Here is a 22242-nt window from a genome sequence, read left to right as displayed (position 1 = left end):
AACCGAAGCATACAGGCTGAAGGCGTATTCGGAGTGCTGAAACAGGATCATGGCTTCAGAAGATTCCTGTGCAGGGGCAAAAACAACATCAGAACTGAGTTCCTTTTGTTGGGACTTGCATACAACATAAAGAAGCTTTTTGCTAAGATCTCAGAAAACCGACTTGGAATTTCTCTTTTTGAACTGAAAACGGCATAAAAACCCAGCAGAACATAACACCCCCGAGTCCTCTTTTTTTGAAGAGGGCTTGGGGGTGTGCGCTCTGAAACAGCTTATTTCACCAGTTAATATGTTTTTTTACTCTGATGTTCGGATATGGTTAGAGGGTGCTGCGGTTGCAACAGCCTCTTGCTGATCCAAGGGTCATGAGAAGTTTCTTTTGCCCTTTACCCTTGCTGCAAGCCTTATTATATCGGTGATATTAACTTTGCCGTCGCGGTTTACATCAGCGACTTTCTGTTCGTAGTCGCTGAGCATCTTTTTGCCCTTTACGAAGGCGGCTGTTCTGGTTATATCGGAGATATTTACAGTCTTATCGCCGTTGGTATCGCCCAGATGGTATAAGTATATATCCAGATCATCGGGGCTGTTTTGGCCTTTAAACTCCATGATCCTTGTTACATATCCTTCAGCTTCCATAACGACGCGGTAGGATGTATTTGGATCATAGTTGAACATTTCACGATCGAGATTTCCTCCCGGAAGCATCATGTCGTCCATCAGCAGCTGACCATCCGAATATACAGATACATGGATCATCATTCTGTCGGTTATGTAAATTAACGCGGAATTGCTGTAGCCTGCCTTATTGCCGGAGTATACAGCGTACCTGATCTTTACGCCATGTAAGCGGCTGTGAAGCAAATCAGAAGCTTTAAGTGGTATCCATTCGCCTGCGTAGTAATTGTAGTACTCCCAGCCTTCGGAGGTCACTTCGCCGTCGAAGGTGTAGGTCGGGGGTGTGAGTTTGCTTACAGGAGAATCTTCCTTAGCCTCGATGATACCCGGGATATTGCTTACTAAAGGCGCATCTTCGGAATAGCTTACGATATTATAGCCTCTGTCGGCAATACTTATGGTATAGTCGGTAAGGTCGGTGACATCGTATTCGATGGTCATACAGCCGTTCTCATCGGGTTCTGCGGGTACTGCGTCAATGAAATTGTAGCCGAGATCATAGGTATTATCCTGCCATATATCAAAGAGGATCTCATTGAGCGTAGCGGAGCTGGTGCTGTTTTTGCTGTAAGAACCTGCGCCTCTTTCCGGATCGGAAACGTAAAGGGCACAGGGTTCAAAGTACTGGAAGACGTTTTTGAAATCATCTGAGGTATAACCTCTTTTATTGGAAGAGCCCTTTACGCATCCCTTGCCTGTTCCGGTGATGTAGAAGCCTTCGAGTTCGGGGTCTTTTGCGGTTACAGTGAGTATCTTTTTGCCATTCTCTTTTTTTATGCTTACATCGCTGAGCTCGGGCGGGTCGTTATCGACAGTTATTTCTATGGACTTTTTCTGCTGTACCTTTTCGCCGCGGCTCTGTAAAAGCTCTGATGTGATATCCAGGGTATATCTTCCGCTTTTCAAAATATCATCCTGGAAGATAAAAAGATCCTTTTCGGAGTCAGCAAAACCCTCTTCATTAATTTCTTCTGTATAAACTACATTGCCATTCTCATCGGTCAGGGTATACCCCTTGATTATGCAGCTGCGTTTGGGAACGATGCCATAACGCATAAGTTCAGGGCTTTCTTCTGTTGATACTGCGCTCTGCGATATTACATATCCGTGTCGGGGCGCGGGGTCAAGATCCGGGCAGTAGTCCTCAGCGGAACGGTTCTTATACAGTGTGAGAGCCTTGGCGATAGATACCGAAGCAGGGATATTTGTGGAGAAGAGGTATTGTTCGAGGACATTCTCAATAAGCCTTGTATTATCGGCGGCATAATCTTCTCCGATGATCGGGGGCGCGTTCCAGTCGCCGTGAAAGCCTGTTATCGGGATAGAAACGTCGCAGCAGTTTTCAGCACCCGAAAGAGTGAGGTAGCCCTCGGTGAACCATCCGTTTTCGAAAATACTGTTGAGAGCGGCTGCGTCATCGGCATCAATGGTAACTGAGACGGTCAGGGTAGCTTCGCCACCTGCGGGAACTGTGACGGTATCGGCTGAGAATGACGCTGCGGCACCAAGTGCTGCCGGTATATCGGATATAGCGTCTCCATTGCACAGATCGCTGGCCTCTGTGGTCTCGTGTGTCATTTCAAGCTCGGCGCTGTTGAAAACAACGTCGGAACTGCCGTAGTTATGCAGGGTGACATCGAAGCTGAATTCATCTCCCACCATATCACCCAAGCAGACCGAGGCTTTGCCGCTGTTTGTCATGGTGACGGTGCAGTTCGCCAGTTCTTCCAGATTTACAAGACCTGCGCCCTGTATCCTGGGAGAATAGGGTACGCCGGATTCACGTATAGGGTCAGCGGTGTTCATCAGCAGATTTTTTACAAGGCGGACTTTTTCGCTGCCGGAAACGTCCCAGCCCTGTTCTTCGATATACTGCTCAGCCAGTGCGGAACAGCCTGCGGCAAAGGGAGTTGCCATAGAGGTGCCGTCCATATACGTATATCCGCTGTATGAAGCGGAGTATATATTATCTCCGGGGGTGCTGATATCTGGTTTGAGTTCAAGTGTTTCAAGACCGCCGTGGGAGGAGAAATATGCCATATCTTTAAGGAAGTAATCCATAAAGGTATTTGTCCTGAAGAACAGGCGGTGATCTTCCTGCGCTTTGATGAGATTTGAACCATCGATATTGACACCTATGGTGAAGAAATCATCGCTTTCATAACAGCCGACATAGTAGAACTCATCATCGGAACAGAACATGAGACCTGCGGCGCCTGCTTTGTCTGCTGCCTCGGCGATGGCAGTGAAATCGTCATCATCGTTAAACTCATCTACGAGGGCGATCTTGCCTTCGACACCTGCTGATTTGAGTTCTTCCTCGCTGCCTGTGCCGCAGTATACGAATTCGTATTCGGTATCTTTATTTACAGGCTTCGGCGCCAATATAGAACAGGGCAGCTTAGTTCCGTCTGCGAGCTTTATGATGTTAAGTTCGGTGGAGATCACGCTTGCTGCTGCGACGGTGAACATATCATCCATTAGACCCGGGGAATCGAGCGTGCTTCTGTCAACATCCCCGGTGGTATGTGAGGGCCAGCCTGAGTTGCCCGCTGCGGCGCATACCACAACGCCTGCATTATCGGCATTTTCGAGTACCGTATTGTAAAGCTCGATCTGTTCGTCGTCAAAGTATGTTCCGCCGAAGCTGAGACTTACCACATCTGCACCGAGCTTTATAGCGTCCTCGATGCCTGCAACTGCAACATTGTCATTGATGGTGGGGCGCTCATCGAGGTACTGTGTGAAGCCTGCCATGAATATCAGCTGTGCATCGGGTGCAACGCCGCTCATATCCCTGTAGTCTTCAAATTGTTCCATATAAGGACTTACCCTGTTGCCTGCCGCGATGCCACATACGTGTGTGCCGTGGTACATACTGTCTTTGTTGCTGTCGACTTTGTAGCAGTTTTTAGTATTTACCAGTGAGATGGCATAGGGTATCTTGCTGCTGACGTATGCGGAATCGGGGTCGATATCGAAATTGAGGTTACGGTTCTTGGCGGCGTCAGCGATATCCGCCTTGGTGAGCTTTACCGATGATATGTCCATAAGAGGGGCGAACATTTCGTGAGTGGTCTTGAGTTCGGTATCGATAACGGCGATGACCTTTCCTTTGCCTGTAAGACCTGTTTTGGAAGAAAAAGAATATGCTCCTGTACAATCGAGGCTCTCATAAAGATCCGGTGCCTGGTTTTTGTGAGAAACCGAGACATTCTTAATTGCGGGAAGGGCTTCAGCTTCATCGAGAAGCTCACTTGGCAGAGTACAGGAAAAGCCGTTGAATACGGCATCGTAGTTGAAATCCAGTTCTGCATCGGGATAAATGGAGAGTATCTCGCTGAAAGCGTTTTTTCTGAGATCCTCCAGCTGATGTGATCTTCTCTGTGCGTCGGTGGTATCGAGATAATCCGAGCCCATATCGCCTGTATCGGCAGCGAGTATAGGGTCGCCGTAGAGTTCGACTATGACGTGTATGATATCGTTATACTCGGTGCCGTTGTCCGCTGTTTCCACCGCCTGGGCTGCGGATGGCAGCACTGACGATGCTGTGATAGCAAGGGCGGATATCAGCCCTGTCATTCTTTTGAACAATTCTTTGTTCATTTTGTCACCTCTCTTAATGATATTATAATCGAATGATTATTCTTTGTACAGCATTTTTCGGGCTATACATACCACTGATAATTATACCTTAACCCTTGCTATTTGTCAATAACCATCTGATTTATTATGAATATTTTAAGAATACACAGGATTGTCATGATAGAGGTAAAGATGCTGATACTGCTTTACTTTTGCGCTGATATGTGCTATAATACCATCGGGAGTGATGATAGTGGACGAAATGTCTTTTTCATATAGAGTAAAATCTGAGATAATCGAGAGGATAAACACCTCACAGAAGGCTGATGCCTGTCTGATGGGGCTGCTTTGCTGCTGTAATGAGCTCAGTGACAGGGAGATACTTTTTCTGACGGAGAATACGTTGGTAAAGGATTTCTTTGTCAGGAACGTTTGCAGGATACTTAAAGACGAGGGTGCTGTGGAAATCAGCGAGGCTGAAAGGCGCAGCGGAGTTACGCTGTACAGTCTTACCATACCCGACAAGGGTCAGAGGATATATCTTCTGGAATATTTCGGCATGGACGAAAGCAGACGGCTGACGGAGGAATATCTGCCAAAGGACAAGTTTTTCCCATTTCTTGCAGCGGGTATATTCCTTGCCTGCGGTTCGGTAAACGACCCCAGCAAAAAGTATCACATGGAGTTCGTTATGCCTACCCTCGACCTTTGCAACGACCTTGGTCTGCTGCTTATCGAACGTCATGAGATAATCCCCAAGCACGTTGAGCGCAAGGACGCTCAGGTGATGTACATAAAGGAATCGGAGAACATAATAGATATGCTGACCCTGATGGGGGCTACCATGTGTTCTATCGAGCTTATGAACGTGAAGATGGAAAAGGACGTCCGCAATAAGATAAACCGTGCCATGAACTGCGATAACGCCAATATCGACAAGACATTGCGTGCAGCGGAACGTCAGGTGGCGGATATCGAGCTTATAGACCAGAAGATCGGGCTTTCAGCTTTGCCTGAGCAGTTAAAGGAAATGGCGGAGCTTCGTCTGGAGAACCCCGATTACAACTTGAAACAGCTTGGGGCGGAGATGGTCCCGCCCATATCACGTTCGGGAGCGAATCACCGTTTGCAGAAACTTTCGGAGATTGCGGAAGAACTCAGAAAAAAGCACGGTATTGATCAGGGTGCTCGGGTTACAGACGAGTGAACGGCTGCCGTTCATGAACATCATTATTCTGATACCGCCGGATATCAAAAAGATTATAAGTTGATTTCCATGAATGTAGGGCTTTTGCACTTGACAAATGCGGGATTTGGGTATATAATATTATCGTTATTTATTTGACAAAGGCAACTTATGTCAACACAATTAATTTCAGCTTAACAAAGTTTATAGATAAGCACGAGATAACTCGGGAGGGCTTAGAAGATGGCTAAAAATGGTAATATATCAACATCGGTGATAAAGCGTCTGCCGAGATATTACAGATTTCTGGGCGAGCTTGAAAAGCAGGGCGTCGAGAGGATCTCTTCGAGGGAGCTTTCGGAGAGGATGAATCTTACGGCTTCGCAGATAAGGCAGGATCTCAACTGTTTCGGCGGATTCGGTCAGCAGGGATACGGCTACCACGTGGCTTCACTCAGGGACGAGATAGGTCATATCCTCGGTGTGGATAAGGAGTTTCCTACCATTCTGATCGGTGCGGGAAATCTGGGCAAGGCCATAGCCATGCACATAAATTTCGGCACTAGAGGATGCAGGCTGGCGGGAATTTTTGACGCTAACCCAAGGCTTACTGGTGAGACTGTGGGCAGTATCGCAATACGTCACACCGATGAGATAGAGGAATTCTGCAAAGAGGAGCACCCTGTTATCGCGGTGCTTTGTATACCAAAGGCAAATACACAGGCGATAGCGGACAAGCTTGTCGAGCTGGGTATAAAGTCATTCTGGAATTTTTCGCATTACGATCTCACCATTGACCACAAGGGTATCGAGGTCGAGAACGTGCATCTGGGAGACAGCCTGCTGACGCTGACTTATCGTACTAATCAGCTGAGTAAGGCGGAAGAGGAATAATTGGTCGCGAAAACTGCCAAATTTCTCTTTTGGCAGTTTTCTTAGGTTTGCGATATACAAAGCCCCGAAGCTTGTTAAATGCTTCGGGGCTGTTTTTACGTTATGTCTTTTATGGGTATCATATAATCCTGCGCATGCATACTATCGGATTGTAGATAGAGAAGCTTGCAAGGTCGGAGAATATAATGCCGTCATTGCTGTTTGCAGCGTGGACTATCCTTCCGTTGCCGTTGTATATAGCTACGTGGTATATACTGCCTATTCCGCCGTAGCCGAAGAAAACAAGGTCGCCTTCCTGAAGCTCGCCGTAGCTGACTGCTGTGCCATAGCCCGCCTGGGATGATGCAAGGTGGGGCAGATTTACGCCTATCTGGGCATAGCTGAGCATTACAAGTCCTGAGCAGTCGTTGGCGCGGAAGCTCGATCCGCCCCATACATAGGCTCCGCCGACGTTGCTGCGTGCGTATTCCATTACGGTGTTTATTTTGCTCTGGCGTGAATCATCTACCGGCTGAGGTTCGGGCTCGGGTTCGGGCTCGGGCTCAGGTTCCGGCTGAGGTTCAGGATCTGGCTCCGGTTCGGGCTGAGGCTCGGTAACGGGATCTGTCTCAGGTTCGGGTTCTTCCTGATTTAACGTTGTGGTCGTTTTCTTCTTGGTTGTCTCGGTGGGTGTATCCTCGGGCTCGTCCTCAGAGGGTGCAGTTGTCTGCTTGGTGGACGAAGCTTCGCTCTTTGAAGTCTCATCGTCCTTATCCTCTGTGGTAGTCTTGGGAGCCGTGGTGGTGGTAGTTGTGGCAGTCTTTCTTGCTTCGGTCAGTTCTGCTGAGCGGAGTTCAAGAGCTGCCTTATCGAGAGCCATGGTATCCAGTTTGCCGTCAGCGCTGTCGATGAGTTTCTTCAGCGACTTTTTCTCGGTTTTGAGCTCTTCCATCATATCGGAATACTCAGCCGTTTGTTTTTTCAGCTTTTCGGAGCTTTCCTCGATCTCAGCCTTAACGGCTTCGATCTCACGTTTTTTCTCCATAAGAGTATCCAGCGCTTCATCATCGTGGGCTGCAACGCGCTTTACAAGTTCAAAGCGCATCAGCACATCAAAGAAATCGGTGGAATTTACCAGTACGTTCTCGTATGAACTTATTCCGCCTGCCACATACATGGACTTCAGTCTTTTCATGAACTCGTCCTTTAGAACTTCGATCTCTTTGTTCTTGTTTTCCAGGTCGTTTCTGGCTTTTCTCAGGCGGGTGTCCAGCTCGACCATAGCGTCCTCGTTCTTTGTGAGCTGCTCCTCAACGTTGTCTATCTTTGCTTTAACTGCGGTATACCTTGCTTTCAGGGCTTCGAGATCGCCCTTCTGCTTTTCAAACTCAGCATCGGCTTCCGCTATCTTCTTGTCAAGAGCTTCCTGTTCGGCTTTCAGCAATTCCAGCTCAGCTTCATACTGATCCTGCTCCTGCTGGGGAGCTGCTGCTGTGCTGATGGCAGTATCCCTTTTGCCTGCTCCGCCGAAAACGCCTGCTGCAATAGTAAGTGCAAGGCAGAAGGCGATTGCTTTCTTGACTGTATATTTGTTGGTGATCATTTTTCGGTCTATCCTTTCAACTGTCGTGAAAATTTGTAACCATAACGTAATCATTAACCATAATTATACTCATTTCCGGCTGTTTTGTCAAGTTAAATATTTCTGAACACACGTAAAATCGGATTTTTACGGGCTTTGAAACATCGGAAAAAGTTACATTTTGCTTACATTGTGAATAGTTGGTGAAACTTTTTCCGTGGTGGTCTATTCATCTTTCAGGGTGCAGTTTTTGAAGTAGTGGGCGAGTATTTCTTCACAGGAACTGCCATTTTCTGCCATCGAATTTGCGCCGTACTGGCTCATGCCCACCATATGTCCGAAGCCTTTTGCGGTGAATACGAAAGTATCTCCGCTTGTTTCATATGTGAAGCATGGTGAGGCTATGCCGAAAGCGCTGACAAATTGCTGAACATTCACCGCTGTGCCCCCGAGAGTAACCGAGGTCACGTAATCGCGCTTGTTTCGCTCGGTGGTCAGCCAGCTTTCGGGAGAGCCTGTTAGTGTGATGCCGAAGCTTTCGTTGGATATATCACACATATCATCAAGGGTCAGGGTCACAGTGCTTTCGATGCCCTTTAATTCGGTATCACTGATGCTATCTGCGGGCTGCAGATAGGGGATATCCTGTCCCCATGCGCATAGGGCGCTCTCAGTCATACCCGATGATGCTGAATGGTAGGCGGGGGTTATGGGCTCGCCTTGATAAGTCAGTATCCAGGGTGCAGCGCGGACGGCTTTCAGCACACGACTGCGGGCTTTTTTGTAGTTTTCACCGTAGAATTTTCTGGCTTCGTCGGGGGTGAAAAAGCTCTGGTAGGTGTGTTCGTCATCGCTGATAAGTGCGCCGTGGAGCGATTTGGTAGGGGAGTCCTCTTCGGTCATACTGCGGCGGTATATGTATGTTCTGGCAAGGACTGCCTGAGCTTTTAACGCTTCTTCACTAAAATCAGCTGGCATCTGGGAGAGGACAGCGCCTACGATGTAGTCTTCAAGGGAGTATTCTTCGACCTTGTCTTCGGCTGTCATGTATACACCTACTGTCATTTCGGCGGTATCTCTACCTTTTACTCCTGTGAAGACCAGACAGGGTATCAGTGCCATGCATATGGTCAGCACGATGGCGCATTGCAGGTCGGATCTCATATTATCTGCCTCCTATCGGGGAATGGTATGCTGTACTATATTATTATATGCTGCGGAGTGAGGATCAAGAACCAATTATTTTAATATGGAATTGTAAAATTTGTTTATTTATACTTTACTTTTGGGATAGATTATGTTATAATATCATAAGTGTTGATTATCTCACGGGGGGTGAGCAGATGGCAGGCAAGAAGGATAAAAGTTTTGTCCGCAACGTTGCTAAAGAACGTACTTACAGAAATCAGAATGAGGAGTATGAAGACGCTTATTTCAAATGGCGTACAGATGAATCAAATCAGTATTCCTTCAACTATGTACATGATTCGCGTGAGCATTCCTATATTGCGGGCAGAGGCTTCATAAAACACGGTGCTGATACTGCTGAGAGCCAGACACTTCATAATTGTCTGAGGCTGCTGGGTGCAGTGATGCTGGTCATGCTGATGTTCGATGTAGTGAATTATCTGCTTGCTGTGTATATGAATGGCGGTCCCTGTGGTGTGGTATATTTTTCAAAAAGATACACCATCGGAAATTCTGAGACATTACCCTGCATACTTTTTACCTGCATCAGCACACTTAAATACGTAACTGCGATAATAATATACCAGATGCGCTCAAAGCTTCCGCGAAAGGTGGCGCTGCCTTCGGGCAAAAAAAATAACACGGCGGAATTCAGGGTAACGGCGATAATGATAATGCTCATGATAATCGTTATGGGCAGACTTGCAAGCACCTTGCTTTCGATGATACTCAGCGTTGTAAATGTGGACAGCGTATACATATATATGTTTGACAGCAGCGAGCCGATTGTACAGATAATATCAGCGGTCTATAACTGCGTAATAATGCCTGTGCTGTGCGAGATGCTTTTCAGGGGGCTCGTTTTGCAGAGCTTCCGCCAGTTCGGAGATTCCTTTGCGGTGGCTGTGGCAAGCATCGCCTGCGGGCTGTGTTTCTACGACCTGAGCTACATGGGATTTTCTATACTCTGCTCCATGGTCATAGGCGTATTCACGGTGCGCTCTGGTTCTATCGTTACGGCGATACTGATGCACTCGGTGACTACTACGGTTAATTATATGGTTGTGTATGTGGGTATGCTCAATCCTTCGCTGGGTCGCATACTTGCCATAGCACTTTGCATACTGATATGCATTGGTGCTCTGGTGGCGTATACAAGGCTCAACTACCGCAATGACTGGACTTTCAATGCGGATACACGTGAATCGGAGCTGACTTTCACAAAGAAGGTAAAGCTCATGCTTTCGTCGAATACAGTTGCTATGTGGTTCGTATGTGCGCTGATACTCACGATAGTGAATATGAGGATAGGTCAGTGACACGGGACGAGATGTATATGCGCAAGGCGCTGGAGCTGGCGGCTCTTGCGGCTGAGGAGGACGAAGTGCCTGTGGGGGCGGTTGTCATCAAAAAGAGCACAGGTGAGATAGTCGGCAGAGGGTTCAACAGGCGGGAATACGGACGTTCACCCCTGACCCATGCGGAGATAGTTGCTATTGAGGAAGCAAGCCGCAAGCTTGGCGGCTGGCGGCTCATCGACTGCGAGCTTTATGTTACGCTTGAGCCCTGTCCCATGTGTGCGGGTGCTGTGATAAACTCCCGTGTGGAGCGGGTGATATTCGGGGCGTATGACAAGAAAGCAGGCTCATGCGGCTCGGTGGTGGATCTGTTTGCACTGCCATACAATCACAAGCCCGAATGTATCGGCGGCGTGATGGAAGAAGAATGTGCCGCGGCACTTACGGAGTTTTTCAGGGGACTGCGGATAAGAAAGGCTAAGAATGATGGATAAGATAGGCATGGTGCTTCTGTGCATCTACGGCGCGGTGAATCTGGCTGTGTTTCTGCTTTACGGCATCGACAAGCTGAAAGCAAAGCATGATAAATGGCGTATCCCCGAAAAGACCCTTATCATCGCCGCGGTATTCGGCATATTGGGCGGTCTGACGGGTATGATGGTATTTCATCACAAGACGAAAAAGCCGAAGTTTTCGGTGGGTCTGCCGATTATACTTTTTGCCGAGGCGGCACTTACGGCGCTTGTTTACTATAAACTTATAAAATGAATCGCACCCTTTGTCGCTGGCGGTATTTCAGCGGCGGAGGGTTTTGTTTTTGTGAGAGAGTTTATCACTTGGCTTTCAGGAAAGAAATACCTTGCTTTCATTGACTTGTGGGGGAATATGTGATATTATTTACAAGACAATAAAAGGCTCAAGGGGGCATCAATATGAAATTTATCAGAAGTCTTTTACTGACTGTGCTTACTTTTCTGAAATCGGTAGTGTTCATTTCAGCTGCTGTATGGTCGATCGGACACATATTTAGGGATAGTGGACTAGACCAACTCGATTATGATTTCTTGGTGAAAGTATTTATCGCGTCATTTGCTTTTATATTTACGATGAGCGGACTTTGGAAGGATAAGGTTGCAGCGGAATACGCAGAAAGCAGAAAGTTCTATAAGATCAATTCGGTGATATATTACGGTCTTGTGCTTGCGGGAACGCTGACGATATTGATAAGTGAATTTGTAGGCGGCTGGGATGGTTTTGGCTTATTTTATTTAGGTTGCCTGATCTATGTATTAGCTGTGATCGAACTGGTGTTGTCGTTTTTCATACACAGCATATTTTACGCTGATGACAGTTCGTCGGATAGCTGTAATACATGAGAGGTCGTTTTGAATTTTATACAATAAAAAAGCATCTTCGCTAAAAAGTGAAGATGCTTTGTGTTTTGTTTTATATCTCGCTGCGGTTTTCGAGAGCTTTAAACAGCGTTATCTCATCTGCATACTCCAGCTGACCGCCTATGGGCAGTCCGAAGGCAAGTCTTGTGACTTTTACCCCGAGGGGTTTCAGCAGTTTTGAGATATAAAAGGCTGTTGCATCGCCCTCAACTGTGGGGTTGGTCGCCATGATGACTTCATCGGCGATGCCTGAATTTATCCTTGCAAGCAACTCCTTTATTTTGAGGTCATCGGGTGATACTCCGTTTATGGGGGATATCAGACCATGCAGCACATGATATACGCCCTTATACTCTCCCGTGCGCTCGATAGCAGTGATATCCTGTGGACTTTCCACCACACATATCACGCCGTGGTCGCGTCTGTCATCGTCGCAGATGGGGCAAAGGTGTCTGTCAGTATAGTTCTGACATTCCTTGCAGAGATGTACATTTTTATGTACATTAAGTACCGCGTTGGCGAAAGCCTCTGCGTCCTTATCGCTCATACGCATAACGTGATAAGCTAATCTCTGGGCGGATTTCATACCTATGCCGGGCAGCTTTGCGAACTGCTCGGTAAGCAGTACGAGAGGCAGTGCGTTTGTTTCAGCCATTTCTTAGAACAGGCCGGGGAAGGATACGCCGCCTGTCAGCTTCTGCATCTCAGCATCGCTGATCTCGTCCAGATTGTCAACAGCAGCATTGAATGCAGCCTTTACCATATCCTGCAGATCCTCGATCTCCTCGGGATTAACTATCTCGGGAGCGATCTTCAGATCGAGTACGTTTCTCTTGCCGTTGATAGTAACTTCAACAACTCCGCCGCCTGCAGTGCCCTTGAATTCTCTCTGTTCAAGGTCTGCCTGAAGAGCAGTGATCTGATCCTGCATCTTCTGTGCCTGCTTTAACATCTGATTCATATTGTTGGAAGGACCTTTGCCCATTCCGTTGGGAACTCTTGCTTTCATTGTCAATAACTCCTTAATTCAATTTGATTTTTTTATATCGACTTCGATATCAAGCTTTTTAGCCTTTTCAAGCAGCCTGTTGATCGGGTTTTCCTTATCTTCGGGCGAAACGTTTTTAGCTGACTTTGCTTTGATATTGAAGGTCTGTCCGAAATTTTCCTTTAGCACTTCCTGTATAAGTGAATGTGCGTTTAGCTTTTTGAACTGCTGGAAGAAAAAGTCATTATCCACGATGATGAACACCGTGCTTCCGCCGAGAAAAGCTTTTGATTTTCTTAAAAATCCGCTTATTGCAGGATTTCTGCGGCTTATCTCATCAACTATGCCATCCCAGTTATTTATGGGCTGTATCTGTGAGGGATCCATCTTTTTGAAATCGGGATCGGGCTCGGGTTTTGGCGGAGCTTCGACTTCCTGTTTCGGGATATCTGCCACAGTACCGCTGCGTACTGCATCTTCGAGCCTTGTAAGGCGCTTTAGCAGTTCACCGTCGGGCATTGCCGACTGAGATACAGCTGCGGGGGCATTTTTGCCGAATCCTGAGGTGCACAGCCTTATAATGCACATCTCCAGTTCTATCCTCTTGGAGGTGCTTTTAGCCAGTTTATCCGAGCTTTCCTGTAAAAGAGAAATGCAGCCCAGTATATCATTAAGGGACATTTTCTTTGCAATATCCTCGATGCGTGTTAGTTCATCGGGTAGACAGGTGATAAGCTCCCTGCCGTTATCTATGGTAGCAGCCAGCATGACGTTCCTCATCTGTTCAAGAAGTTCGCCTGCCAGCACTTTAAGGTCTTTTGACATGGAGTGCAGCTCATTTATCCTTTTGAGCGCCCCTGCCGCGTCTTTGTCGGCAATGCTTTCAAGTATATCGAAAAGGTAATCCCTGCCCGCGATACCTGAAGCACTGGATACTGTATCCAGTGTGATATCATCCGAGAAAGCCACGCACTGGTCGAGAAGCGAAAGCGCGTCTCTCATGCCGCCGTCGGAAAGCCTTGCGATAAGCTCAGCTGCGTCCTCGTGGAGAGTGAAACCCTCCTGAACTGCGATATACGTCAGCCTTGCCACGATATCCTCGGTCTTTATGCGGTTGAAATCAAAGTGCTGACACCTTGAAACGATGGTCGCGGGGACTTTCTGTATCTCGGTGGTCGCCAGTATGAATTTAACATGAGGAGGCGGTTCTTCCATAGTTTTCAGCAGAGCGTTGAACGCGCCCACCGAAAGCATATGCACCTCGTCGATGATATACACTTTATATTTGCACATCTCGGGGGTGAACATAACGCCTTCGCGCAGTTCTCTTATATCGTTGACGCTGGCATTTGATGCTGCATCTATCTCGATGATATCCCCGAGGGAGCCGTTATCTGCGGCTTTGCATATCTCACATTCACAGCAGGGCATACCGTCCTTGCCGTTTTCGCAGTTTACAGCCTTCGCAAATATTCTGGCGCAGGTAGTCTTACCTGTGCCGCGTGAACCTGTGAAAAGGTAAGCATGGGCTGTTTTGCCTGAGATTATCTGGTTTTTGAGTGTGGTTGTGATATGAGGCTGAGATACAACGTCATCAAATGTTCTTGGACGCCATTTTCTGTATAAAGCCTGATACACATTCTCACTCCCTTAATAAAAATCGATCCGACATATAGGCGTGCAGGCGAAACTGTAACACACGAAACAAACCGCTTAATGCTGCTCGGTTCCCCGCCTGACATGGTTCACAGCGTTTCATTGTACAGGACCCGCACACCCATATCTCGGATCGAATCAACGTCCGGATATCTGTTTCCAGTCTTTGCCGCCGATAGAATTATCTTCCTCGTCGGAGTACTTAGATATTATAGCACACTTCTCCAAAAAAAGCAAGTGTTTTCACAAAATTTTCGCAAAAATATTTAAACAGGCTGTATATATAGGTTTATAGGACTTCCGATTTCTGTTTCAGAAGCTTATCGGTGGTGATATGATATACAATTGCATTTTATCGGCGTTTTATTGTTTCCTTCAATAAAGTACGCAGTCTGTCAGACAAAGAAACAGCCGCGCTAAAAGGGGGAGGAAGCACGGCTGCTTATGGTGAAGGTTTTTTAGAAGTTATTTACACATATTTTCAATGAAGAGCTTTTTATCTTACGAATTATCTCATGCCGAAGAACTCAAAGGGATCCATGCCCTCGAACTCGTCGCCGTAGCCATACTGATAGTTGCCGCGGCCCTGGTTGTTCTGCTGCTGTTCCTGCTGCTGTTCCTGATCGTCCGCGGTCTTCTCTTCGGGCTTGGTCTCGTCAACAACTATGCTGAACTCCTTGGTCTCGCCCTGTCTGTAAACTGTAACGGTGATGGTATCGCCCTTTTTGCACTTTCTGATAGCTGCTACCATGTCGTTGGAAGATGTGATCTCCTTGCCGTTGATCTTGGTGACGATATCGTTGACCTCGAGACCTGCTTCCTTTGCGGGGGAGTCATCATTTACCTGTCTTACAACTGCACCCTCGGGGATACCGTAGGACTGCATATCGCTGCTTACAGTTTCAACAGATACACCGATGTAAGGCTTAACAACATAGCCGTTCTCGATGATGCTGGTAACGATATCCTTAACAGTGTTGATGGGTATAGCGAAACCGATATTATCTATGGAAGCCTCGGTGCTGGAATTGCTGGAATACTTAGCGTTTGTAACGCCTATAACTTCGCCGTACATATTGAACAGTGCTCCGCCCGAGTTGCCGGAGTTTATAGCGCAGTCGGTCTGGATGAGGTTCATCATAACAGAATTTGAAGTTGTGATCTGTCTGTCCATAGCGCTTACAACGCCTGATGTCAGGGTGAATGTGAGCTCACCAAGAGGGTTGCCGATAGCTACTACGTTATCGCCTACGCTGAGTGCTTCGGAATCGCCCAGGGTAACTGCTTCAAGACCCTTTGCATCGATCTTCAGAACGGCGATATCGTTGCTCTCGTCGCTGCCGACGATCTCAGCATCGTAGGAAGTATTATCGTAGGTGGTTACCTTTACCTTGTTAGCACCGTCGATTACGTGATAGTTGGTAACTATGTAACCGTCATCGGTGATGATGAAGCCCGAACCGCTAGCAGCTGCTGTGGTGGTATAGCCGAAGTAGTTTGTGCTGCTTATCTCAGTGGTGATACCTACGGTGGAGTTTACATTGTTCTTATAGACCTCGGAAGCGGTCAGCTGAGTGCCGTCGGTCTTTACTGTCTGCATTGCAACTGCCTTTTCACCTGATTCAGCGGTCTTGATGACTGCCTTGCCTGTTTCGGTGTTGCTCTCTGTAGAGGATTCAGCCTTGGTATCTGTTGCGTCTGCCTTTGTCTGAGCAGCAGATGAACCAGCATTGAGATACTTGAGAGCTGCAAAAGTTCCGCCTGTGCCAAGTGCGCCGCCCAGCAGGCTGAAACTTACTGCCAGTGCCGCAATACGAAGCTTGCTGTTCTTAGTGCGGGGAGCCGAAGCAGCGGGTGCTGAATACTCAGCAGGTCTGTAGAGGTTCTCGCTCTGTGCGGGTGTATTATTAATGTTATTGATGTTGTTTTCCATGTTATCCATAAGACATACTCCTTTTTGATTTGATTTATCGTCTGGCGGTCTGTGCCGCTGTTTGTTTTCTATGCTTAAAGTATATTTCCCTAACTTAAAAACTAATTTAAACCGGAATGAAAATAGCTTGAAAGAATATGGAAGTATTTATCACATATCTTTCATTTTAGCACTTAATGTGATGGCTGAGTGAAAAAAGTGTCACCCGATGATGAAAAAAGCATTTTTGAAAGATAATTATGGTCTTAACAGGGTATTTGAGAAGTGATTTTTGAAGTTTTGTTAACATTAAATTACATAATATGGTGAAGCTGTACGCTGGGGTTAAAATCGTTAAAACAGTAAATTATAAAGAATGCGAATATTCTGAAATCGTTTAAGCTAAAATCATTATAGAAAATCAGCGAAATACTGCTCGGTCAAAATTTTCGAATGCTTGATTTACAACGTAAAAACGGCACCCCGCACACTGTTGCGCGGGGTGCCGTTTTTTAAGGAAGTTTAGAAAAAATATATGAAGAAAAAATATGAAGCATTCTCTGTTGATGTTAATATAATAACCTTGTGATGTGAAATCTGTGTGATAGAATGGGGAATAATTTCAAAAAACATGAACTGACATTTTCTGACATCACACGACTTTTACCGTGATATTCACATGGGCTTCTACCGCAGAAAGCAGTTTTTCTGGGGCATCGCGGTATTTCAGCCACAGTTTGGGGAAGTGCTGTTTTATAAGCTGTGATGTGCCGAAGATATCTGCGCCCCTTTGGAACATTTCGGATTGCAGGGCTGTGCAGTCCGACTCGAGTGCAGAAGCGGTAACGTCGCTGAGCTTTTTGCTTTGCTCCGGGTCAAGCTCGTGGTCGGGGCGGGAGGATATGGTGATATTTGTGCGAAGTATCAGCCTTCCGTTTTTGATGGTTATGGTGCGGTGTCGGTGGCAGTTATCAAGCTCTGAGGTCACGCTTTCGCCATCCAGGATAGTTACTATACTTCCTTTGTTCGCTTTGCCTGAAAGAAGTGCCGCTGAGAGGGATGCGTTCTCTGTGAGAAGAATTTTGCCCTCACGCGTGATGACGGCTGTTCCTTCTACCCTTACGCTTTGCGATATAGATGGACTGTCTGCCGAACTGCTGTCTGTGTCGCCCTCGCTTATGACTTCAAGCACAGGCATGGCGGCATTGCCCTCCTCCGAAAGCAGAGATTTCAGGTCACAGCTGAGGGTGCGGGAGTATTCGGCTGAGGTTGTGATAAGGCTCGAAAGTGCTTCAGCCGAAGTTTCGTCCTCGGTGAGTTTAAGCTGCATGAGGTCTTCAGCCTTGCCCTGTGCCATGCAGATATCGGCCGAGGGACTGATGTTTTTACTGCCGAGAGCAAAAGCGAAAAGCTCGGTCGGGTCATCAAGAGGGATATCACTGCCAAGACATATCAGCTGTAAGTGTCCGAAAAACAACTCTTTTCCTGCTGAACTTCCTGCTGCTGAAAGGGCTTCGCTGACGGTCTTGCCTTCGCTGACGGCGACTGCGACATTCGCGCCTGTGACATCTACCGCGGTATCCGAGCCTGAACCTGCGGGCTGGAATATCTGCAAAGATACGCGGTAACCTTTTTCACAGGGATCTATGCCCATGGCGTGGACTATCCCGCGCCTGTCGATGCTGATGCTTCTTCCGCCTGCCGCCAGTATGATACAGCACAGTACGGAGGTAATTAGCAGATAAAATGCGCGGTCGGAGCGAAGTGTTCTATTCATTTCAGACCTCACTTTCCGTGGCTGGTTTTTGATGAACTATCAGAAGAAATGCGGGAATTAACAGCGCCAGAACGATTATCGGGGCGACAGGTCGAGGGGAGTAGATGACTTTTTCCCAGCCGTAGCCGAGAAGCAGGGGAAGTGCGGCGGCAGTGGGGAGAAGTCCTGCGAAAAGTACGCTCCCGATATGGGATGTTGCGGGACGCAGAAGCCGCAGACAGCGAGCAGAACAGTAAAGAAGTGTAGTCAGCTTGACGATACCTGTCATCACCCAGATCAGCAGAAAAACTGCGTCACTGCGCTCGGTTATAAGGTTCTCCGATGCGGCGGCAAGGGTGAACACGGGCAGTTTTTCGGCAAAAGCGAAAGTTCCGAGGACGGATGTCACCATTGCGGCGATTATCGTGATGATAGTGCCTTTTGAGATGAGATAGCGCTTCGCTGTCTTTTCCGGGTCGCCATCGATTTCAGAAGTTAGAAAGCAGAACAGCGCAAGGCATTCACAACGAGAGAATTCGGCGTATGCAGCCTTTGCGATCTCGGCTGGGAGGTTGTTAACTGCGTAATCAAAACGTGTGATCTCCATGTCATCGGCGGCGCCTGCGGCAATTATCGCCAGCATGATGATGACTCCCGCAAAAGTGATGCGGGCAGTTCTGCCGAGGACTGAGATGCTCAGCCGAGCCCCATAAACCGCCGCAAGAACAATGCAAAGTACAGTCATGACCCTTGTCATGTTAACGGCGAAAAAGTAATCGGTGAAATAGGCGAGGTCGCCGATGTCGCGGAAGGCTTCATATATAAAGTATAGCAGGAAAGTAAGTGTCACCGCTTTGCCGAAGTTTTTACTTTGGTTGAAAGTCAGTGTGCAGGGATCTTTTCGGGTTCGGGCGGCAAGCTTTGCGGCGGGTATCAGCAGGAAGGCCTGCAATACCGTGGAGATCAGGGCTCCTGTCATATAGGTTAGCCCGCCTGTTATGCCGACAGGGAAGAGGGTCATGGTTGTGAAGCACCTTGCGCACAGCAGCAGGCATATCAGTGCGGCTGGAGATATCTTTTGTTTAGTCATAAATTGTCCGTTCCATTGTACAGGATTCCGATGAATGATAAGTCCGTATAATTGTACATCAGTTTAATCGTCGGTGACGGTGGTGTGACGTTTTGCCAGCTCACGAAATCCTGCTCGGGAGAAAATATCTTTGAGGCCGTGAGGGCGAAGTGGCAGCAGCGGAGAGGTAAATGCTGTGCCGTACTGATCCACGGCGGCAATGTTGAAAATGAGCAGCGCTGAAGCTACCGCGATACCGTAAAGTCCGCCAAAACCGCCTGCGATAATGAAAATCAGCCGAAGAACCGTTATTGCGGGATACAGTGACGGCAGTACGAAAGATGCGGTGGCGGTCATGCCAACAACTATCAGCAGGGGCTGAGAGACCATGCCGCTTTTTACTGCCGCATCGCCGATTATCAGTCCGCCGACTATGGACACCGCCCCGCCAACTGACCGCGGCAGGCGTACACCTGCCTCGCGCATTATCTCGAAAAGCACCATCAGCAGAAGCATTTCAACAACAGGCGGGTAGGGCGTTGCAACCTCGGCGGCTGCGAGATTCAGCAGTAATTTCAGCGGAAATACCTCGGGGTGGAACATGACCAGCGCCGTGTAAAGACCCGGCAGAAGTACCGCCAGCAGGAACGATGCGTATTTTATCCAGCGCGAAAACGCCGCATAAAACGGCTTTTCGCAGTAATCGTCCATTGTTCGGAAGTTGTCTGCGAAGACGGTGGGCAGTAGTATACAACCCGGGGAGCCGTCAATGATGACCAAAATTTTACCCTCGTTAAGTGCGGCGCAAGCGTTATCCGGGCGCTCGGTTACTGTTAATGCAGAGAAAATCGAACGGTTGTAAGTCTCGTCAAGAAAAGGCATGAGATATCCTGCATTGAGGACAGTGTCCAATTCAATGGACTGCAATTTTTGCATTATCTTATTGATGGTCTCAGTGCTGGCTCTGCCTTCGATATGGGCAATGCAGATATCCGTCACGGAAAGCTTTCCGACTTTGCAAAGCTCAAACTGCAAAGCGGGAGTTTTCAGCCTTCGGCGGACCAGGGACATATTGGTGCGAAGTGTCTCGGTGAAGCTGTCACGTGCTCCGCTGATGGTCTGCTCGGCTTCGGGAATAGACACGGTGCGTTTCTCAAAGCCTTGTATACCAAGACAAATTGCGCGTGGGATACTATCGAGAAGTATAGCGGCAAATCCCGAAAACAGCAGTTCAATTAGTGTGCCGAAATCGGTGACAAGCTGTCTGTCGGTGGACATAAGACTGTGCTTTTCAAGCATTTCAATTATCTGGTTTGCAGTGGGCTCTTTTTCTGCGTAGCTGGTGAGCGGTTCAAAAACAAGTTCCGCCAGAAGCTGTGAAGATGCCATGCCTTCGATGGAGAGTATGGCGCATTCGGTATTACCGATGGTTATGTTAATAATGTTAAGGTCGGCTGTATCGCCCAGGGCTGAACGAGTTATTTTCAGGTTGGTTTTAAGGTCTGCGCGGAGCAGCTCGGTTTTTATATTATTGAAGTACGGTTCGCTCATATTTCGGAACACCTCTCTCATATCAGAAGTATCCCACGATTTTTCTGAATTATTCACAGACACAAAAAAAGAGGACAGCGAACTGTCCTCTGAAATGTACTATTGAATTTTATTCCTCAAACTCACTAACCAGCTGAGCCACAGTATTCTTAGCATCGCCGTAGATCATAACGGTGTTGTCGTTGGTGAACAGGGGGTTCTCAACGCCAGAGAAGCCTGTACCCTTACCACGCTTGAGAACGAAAACAGTTCTTGCCTCGAATGCGTTGATGATGGGCATTCCGTAAAGAGGAGAGCTCTCGTCGTTTATAGCGGAGGGGTTAACAACGTCGTTTGCGCCTATAACGATGGCAACGTCTGTGTTTGACATCTGGGGATTCATCTCGTCAGCAGTCTTCAGCTGCTCGTAAGGTACGTTTGCTTCAGCCAGAAGTACGTTCATGTGACCGGGCATACGTCCTGCAACGGGGTGGATAGCGAAGTTTACTTCTGCGCCGTTAGCTTCAAGCTTGTCGCAAAGTTCCTTAACAGCGTGCTGTGCCTGAGCAACAGCCATACCGTAACCGGGGATGAATACTACGCTGCTTGCTGCTTCGAGGATAAGATATGCATCCTCAACAGACATGGACTTGGGTTCTTTCTGCTCGCCAGCAGCGCCCTTCTTTGTTGCACCGAAGCTGCTGAACAGCAGTGCGTACAGAGTTCTGTTCATAGCCTTGCACATGATGAGTGTCAGGATAAGTCCCGAAGTACCTACCAGACAGCCGGATACTACCAGCACGCTGTTGCTGATTGAAAGACCTGCAAATGCAGCTGCAAGTCCCGAGAAAGCGTTCAGCAGAGAGATGATAACGGGCATATCGCCGCCGCCGATGGCAACTACCATTGTGAAGCCCAGTATCAGGTAAGCAGCTGTTACGATGATGATACCGATGGTACCTACACTTGCATCAACTGCACCTGCGATGCTCAGAGCGTAGATTGCAACGCCTACAAGTCCCACAACAGCCAGAAGACCGTTTATAGCGTTCTTGGCAGGGATAGTCACGTTCTTCTTGAACATCTTGCCGCTCAGCTTGCCCCATGCAACTACCGAGCCTGTGAATGCGATTGCACCGATGGCTACTGTAAGACCAAGTGCGATAGCTGAGAATGTATTGATGTTTTCGTCTGTCATGTACTGTGTCAGTGCCACCAGTAAGCTTGAAAGACCGCCGAAGCCGTTGAACAGAGCAACCAGCTGAGGCATACCTGTCATTTCAACTTTCTTAGCCCAGATAGCACCGATGATGCTTCCGAGAGCTATTGCTGCAACTGCCCATATATAGGCGTTGCTCATGAGTCCGTTTGTTACTGTGTCTGTTACCTGCTTCTCGAAAAGCACGGTTACTACTGCGATGAGCATACCTACGGAAGACATCAGATTACCCTTACGTGCTGTGTCTGCCTTACCCAGAAGCTTGATGCCTCTTATAAACAGTACAGAGGATACCATATAGAGCACTGTCGTGCAGACGGTGCGGACA

At 47.8% G+C, this 22242-nt stretch carries 18 protein-coding genes and 1 other RNA gene; 7 read left to right on the top strand and 12 right to left on the bottom strand.

Annotation, left to right across the window (positions count from 1 at the left end):
* On the top strand, positions 1-198 hold a 198-nt coding region (locus BM265_RS17320; protein ID WP_177219627.1), incomplete at its 5' end, for a transposase.
* Positions 199-363: 165 nt separating this feature from the next.
* On the opposite strand, the gene BM265_RS17315 is transcribed toward BM265_RS17320, so the two are convergent.
* Positions 364-4284, bottom strand: coding sequence for a S8 family serine peptidase (locus BM265_RS17315; RefSeq protein WP_074963223.1), 3921 nt, complete (start codon positions 4282-4284; stop codon positions 364-366).
* Positions 4285-4525: 241 nt separating this feature from the next.
* Between BM265_RS17315 and whiA the strand changes: the two genes are divergently transcribed.
* Both whiA and BM265_RS17305 read left to right on the top strand, forming a co-directional pair.
* Positions 4526-5470 (top strand): DNA-binding protein WhiA, encoded by a 945-nt coding sequence (gene whiA, locus BM265_RS17310; RefSeq protein WP_074963224.1) that lies wholly within the window; start codon positions 4526-4528, stop codon positions 5468-5470.
* Between the two features lie 222 nt (positions 5471-5692).
* A complete protein-coding gene (locus BM265_RS17305) occupies positions 5693-6343 on the top strand; it encodes a redox-sensing transcriptional repressor Rex (RefSeq protein WP_074963222.1) in 651 nt (216 codons plus the stop codon).
* Between the two features lie 118 nt (positions 6344-6461).
* Here BM265_RS17305 and BM265_RS17300 read toward each other — a convergent pair whose 3' ends face one another.
* On the bottom strand, positions 6462-7925 hold the full coding sequence (locus BM265_RS17300) for a C40 family peptidase (protein WP_074963221.1): 1464 nt from the start codon (positions 7923-7925) through the stop codon (positions 6462-6464).
* 204 nt (positions 7926-8129) lie between these two features.
* Positions 8130-9068, bottom strand: a complete 939-nt coding sequence (spoIID, locus tag BM265_RS17295) for a stage II sporulation protein D (protein ID WP_074963220.1) — start codon at positions 9066-9068, stop codon at positions 8130-8132.
* A gap of 179 nt (positions 9069-9247) precedes the next feature.
* Between spoIID and BM265_RS17290 the strand changes: the two genes are divergently transcribed.
* From BM265_RS17290 to BM265_RS17275, 4 genes are all read left to right on the top strand, one after another.
* Positions 9248-10411 carry a CPBP family intramembrane glutamic endopeptidase gene (locus BM265_RS17290; protein ID WP_074963219.1) on the top strand — a complete coding sequence of 388 codons (1164 nt, stop codon included), beginning with the start codon at positions 9248-9250 and terminating at the stop codon, positions 10409-10411.
* Complete coding sequence (gene tadA / locus BM265_RS17285; protein WP_081358515.1) at positions 10408-10884, top strand: tRNA adenosine(34) deaminase TadA; 477 nt, start codon at positions 10408-10410, stop codon at positions 10882-10884. Before BM265_RS17290 ends, tadA begins: the two co-directional genes overlap by 4 nt.
* Complete coding sequence (locus BM265_RS17280; RefSeq protein ID WP_074963217.1) at positions 10874-11158, top strand: DUF1294 domain-containing protein; 285 nt, start codon at positions 10874-10876, stop codon at positions 11156-11158. Before tadA ends, BM265_RS17280 begins: the two co-directional genes overlap by 11 nt.
* A gap of 164 nt (positions 11159-11322) precedes the next feature.
* Positions 11323-11766 carry a hypothetical protein gene (locus BM265_RS17275; protein WP_074963216.1) on the top strand — a complete coding sequence of 148 codons (444 nt, stop codon included), beginning with the start codon at positions 11323-11325 and terminating at the stop codon, positions 11764-11766.
* A gap of 70 nt (positions 11767-11836) precedes the next feature.
* Here BM265_RS17275 and recR read toward each other — a convergent pair whose 3' ends face one another.
* The 9 genes from recR to BM265_RS17230 all read right to left on the bottom strand — a co-directional run.
* Entirely contained in the window at positions 11837-12439 is a 603-nt protein-coding gene (gene recR / locus BM265_RS17270; protein ID WP_074963215.1) for a recombination mediator RecR, read from the bottom strand.
* Positions 12440-12442: 3 nt separating this feature from the next.
* Complete coding sequence (locus BM265_RS17265) at positions 12443-12793, bottom strand: YbaB/EbfC family nucleoid-associated protein (RefSeq protein ID WP_024855969.1); 351 nt, start codon at positions 12791-12793, stop codon at positions 12443-12445.
* 18 nt (positions 12794-12811) lie between these two features.
* Positions 12812-14410, bottom strand: coding sequence for a DNA polymerase III subunit gamma/tau (dnaX, locus tag BM265_RS17260; RefSeq protein WP_074963214.1), 1599 nt, complete (start codon positions 14408-14410; stop codon positions 12812-12814).
* A gap of 37 nt (positions 14411-14447) precedes the next feature.
* Positions 14448-14547: signal recognition particle sRNA small type (ffs, locus tag BM265_RS17255), an RNA gene on the bottom strand.
* Positions 14548-14936: 389 nt separating this feature from the next.
* Complete coding sequence (locus BM265_RS17250) at positions 14937-16370, bottom strand: S1C family serine protease (RefSeq protein WP_074963213.1); 1434 nt, start codon at positions 16368-16370, stop codon at positions 14937-14939.
* Between the two features lie 622 nt (positions 16371-16992).
* Entirely contained in the window at positions 16993-18117 is a 1125-nt protein-coding gene (locus tag BM265_RS17245) for a Ger(x)C family spore germination protein (RefSeq protein WP_074963212.1), read from the bottom strand.
* Between the two features lies 1 nt (position 18118).
* The gene (locus BM265_RS17240; protein ID WP_074963211.1) at positions 18119-19186 is read right to left on the bottom strand and encodes a GerAB/ArcD/ProY family transporter; all 1068 of its coding nucleotides are present in this window, start codon (positions 19184-19186) and stop codon (positions 18119-18121) included.
* Between the two features lie 63 nt (positions 19187-19249).
* Positions 19250-20716 (bottom strand): spore germination protein, encoded by a 1467-nt coding sequence (locus BM265_RS17235; protein WP_074963210.1) that lies wholly within the window; start codon positions 20714-20716, stop codon positions 19250-19252.
* A 109-nt stretch (positions 20717-20825) separates the two neighbouring features.
* A partial coding sequence (locus tag BM265_RS17230) for an NAD(P)(+) transhydrogenase (Re/Si-specific) subunit beta (protein WP_207646964.1) occupies positions 20826-22242 on the bottom strand: 1417 nt, incomplete at its 5' end.

The organism is Hominimerdicola alba, assembly GCF_900112155.1.
Lineage (GTDB): Bacteria > Bacillota > Clostridia > Oscillospirales > Ruminococcaceae > Hominimerdicola > Hominimerdicola alba_D.
The sequence above is the reverse complement of the archived record's forward strand: the minus strand, read 5'-3'. Positions and strand labels throughout refer to the sequence as shown.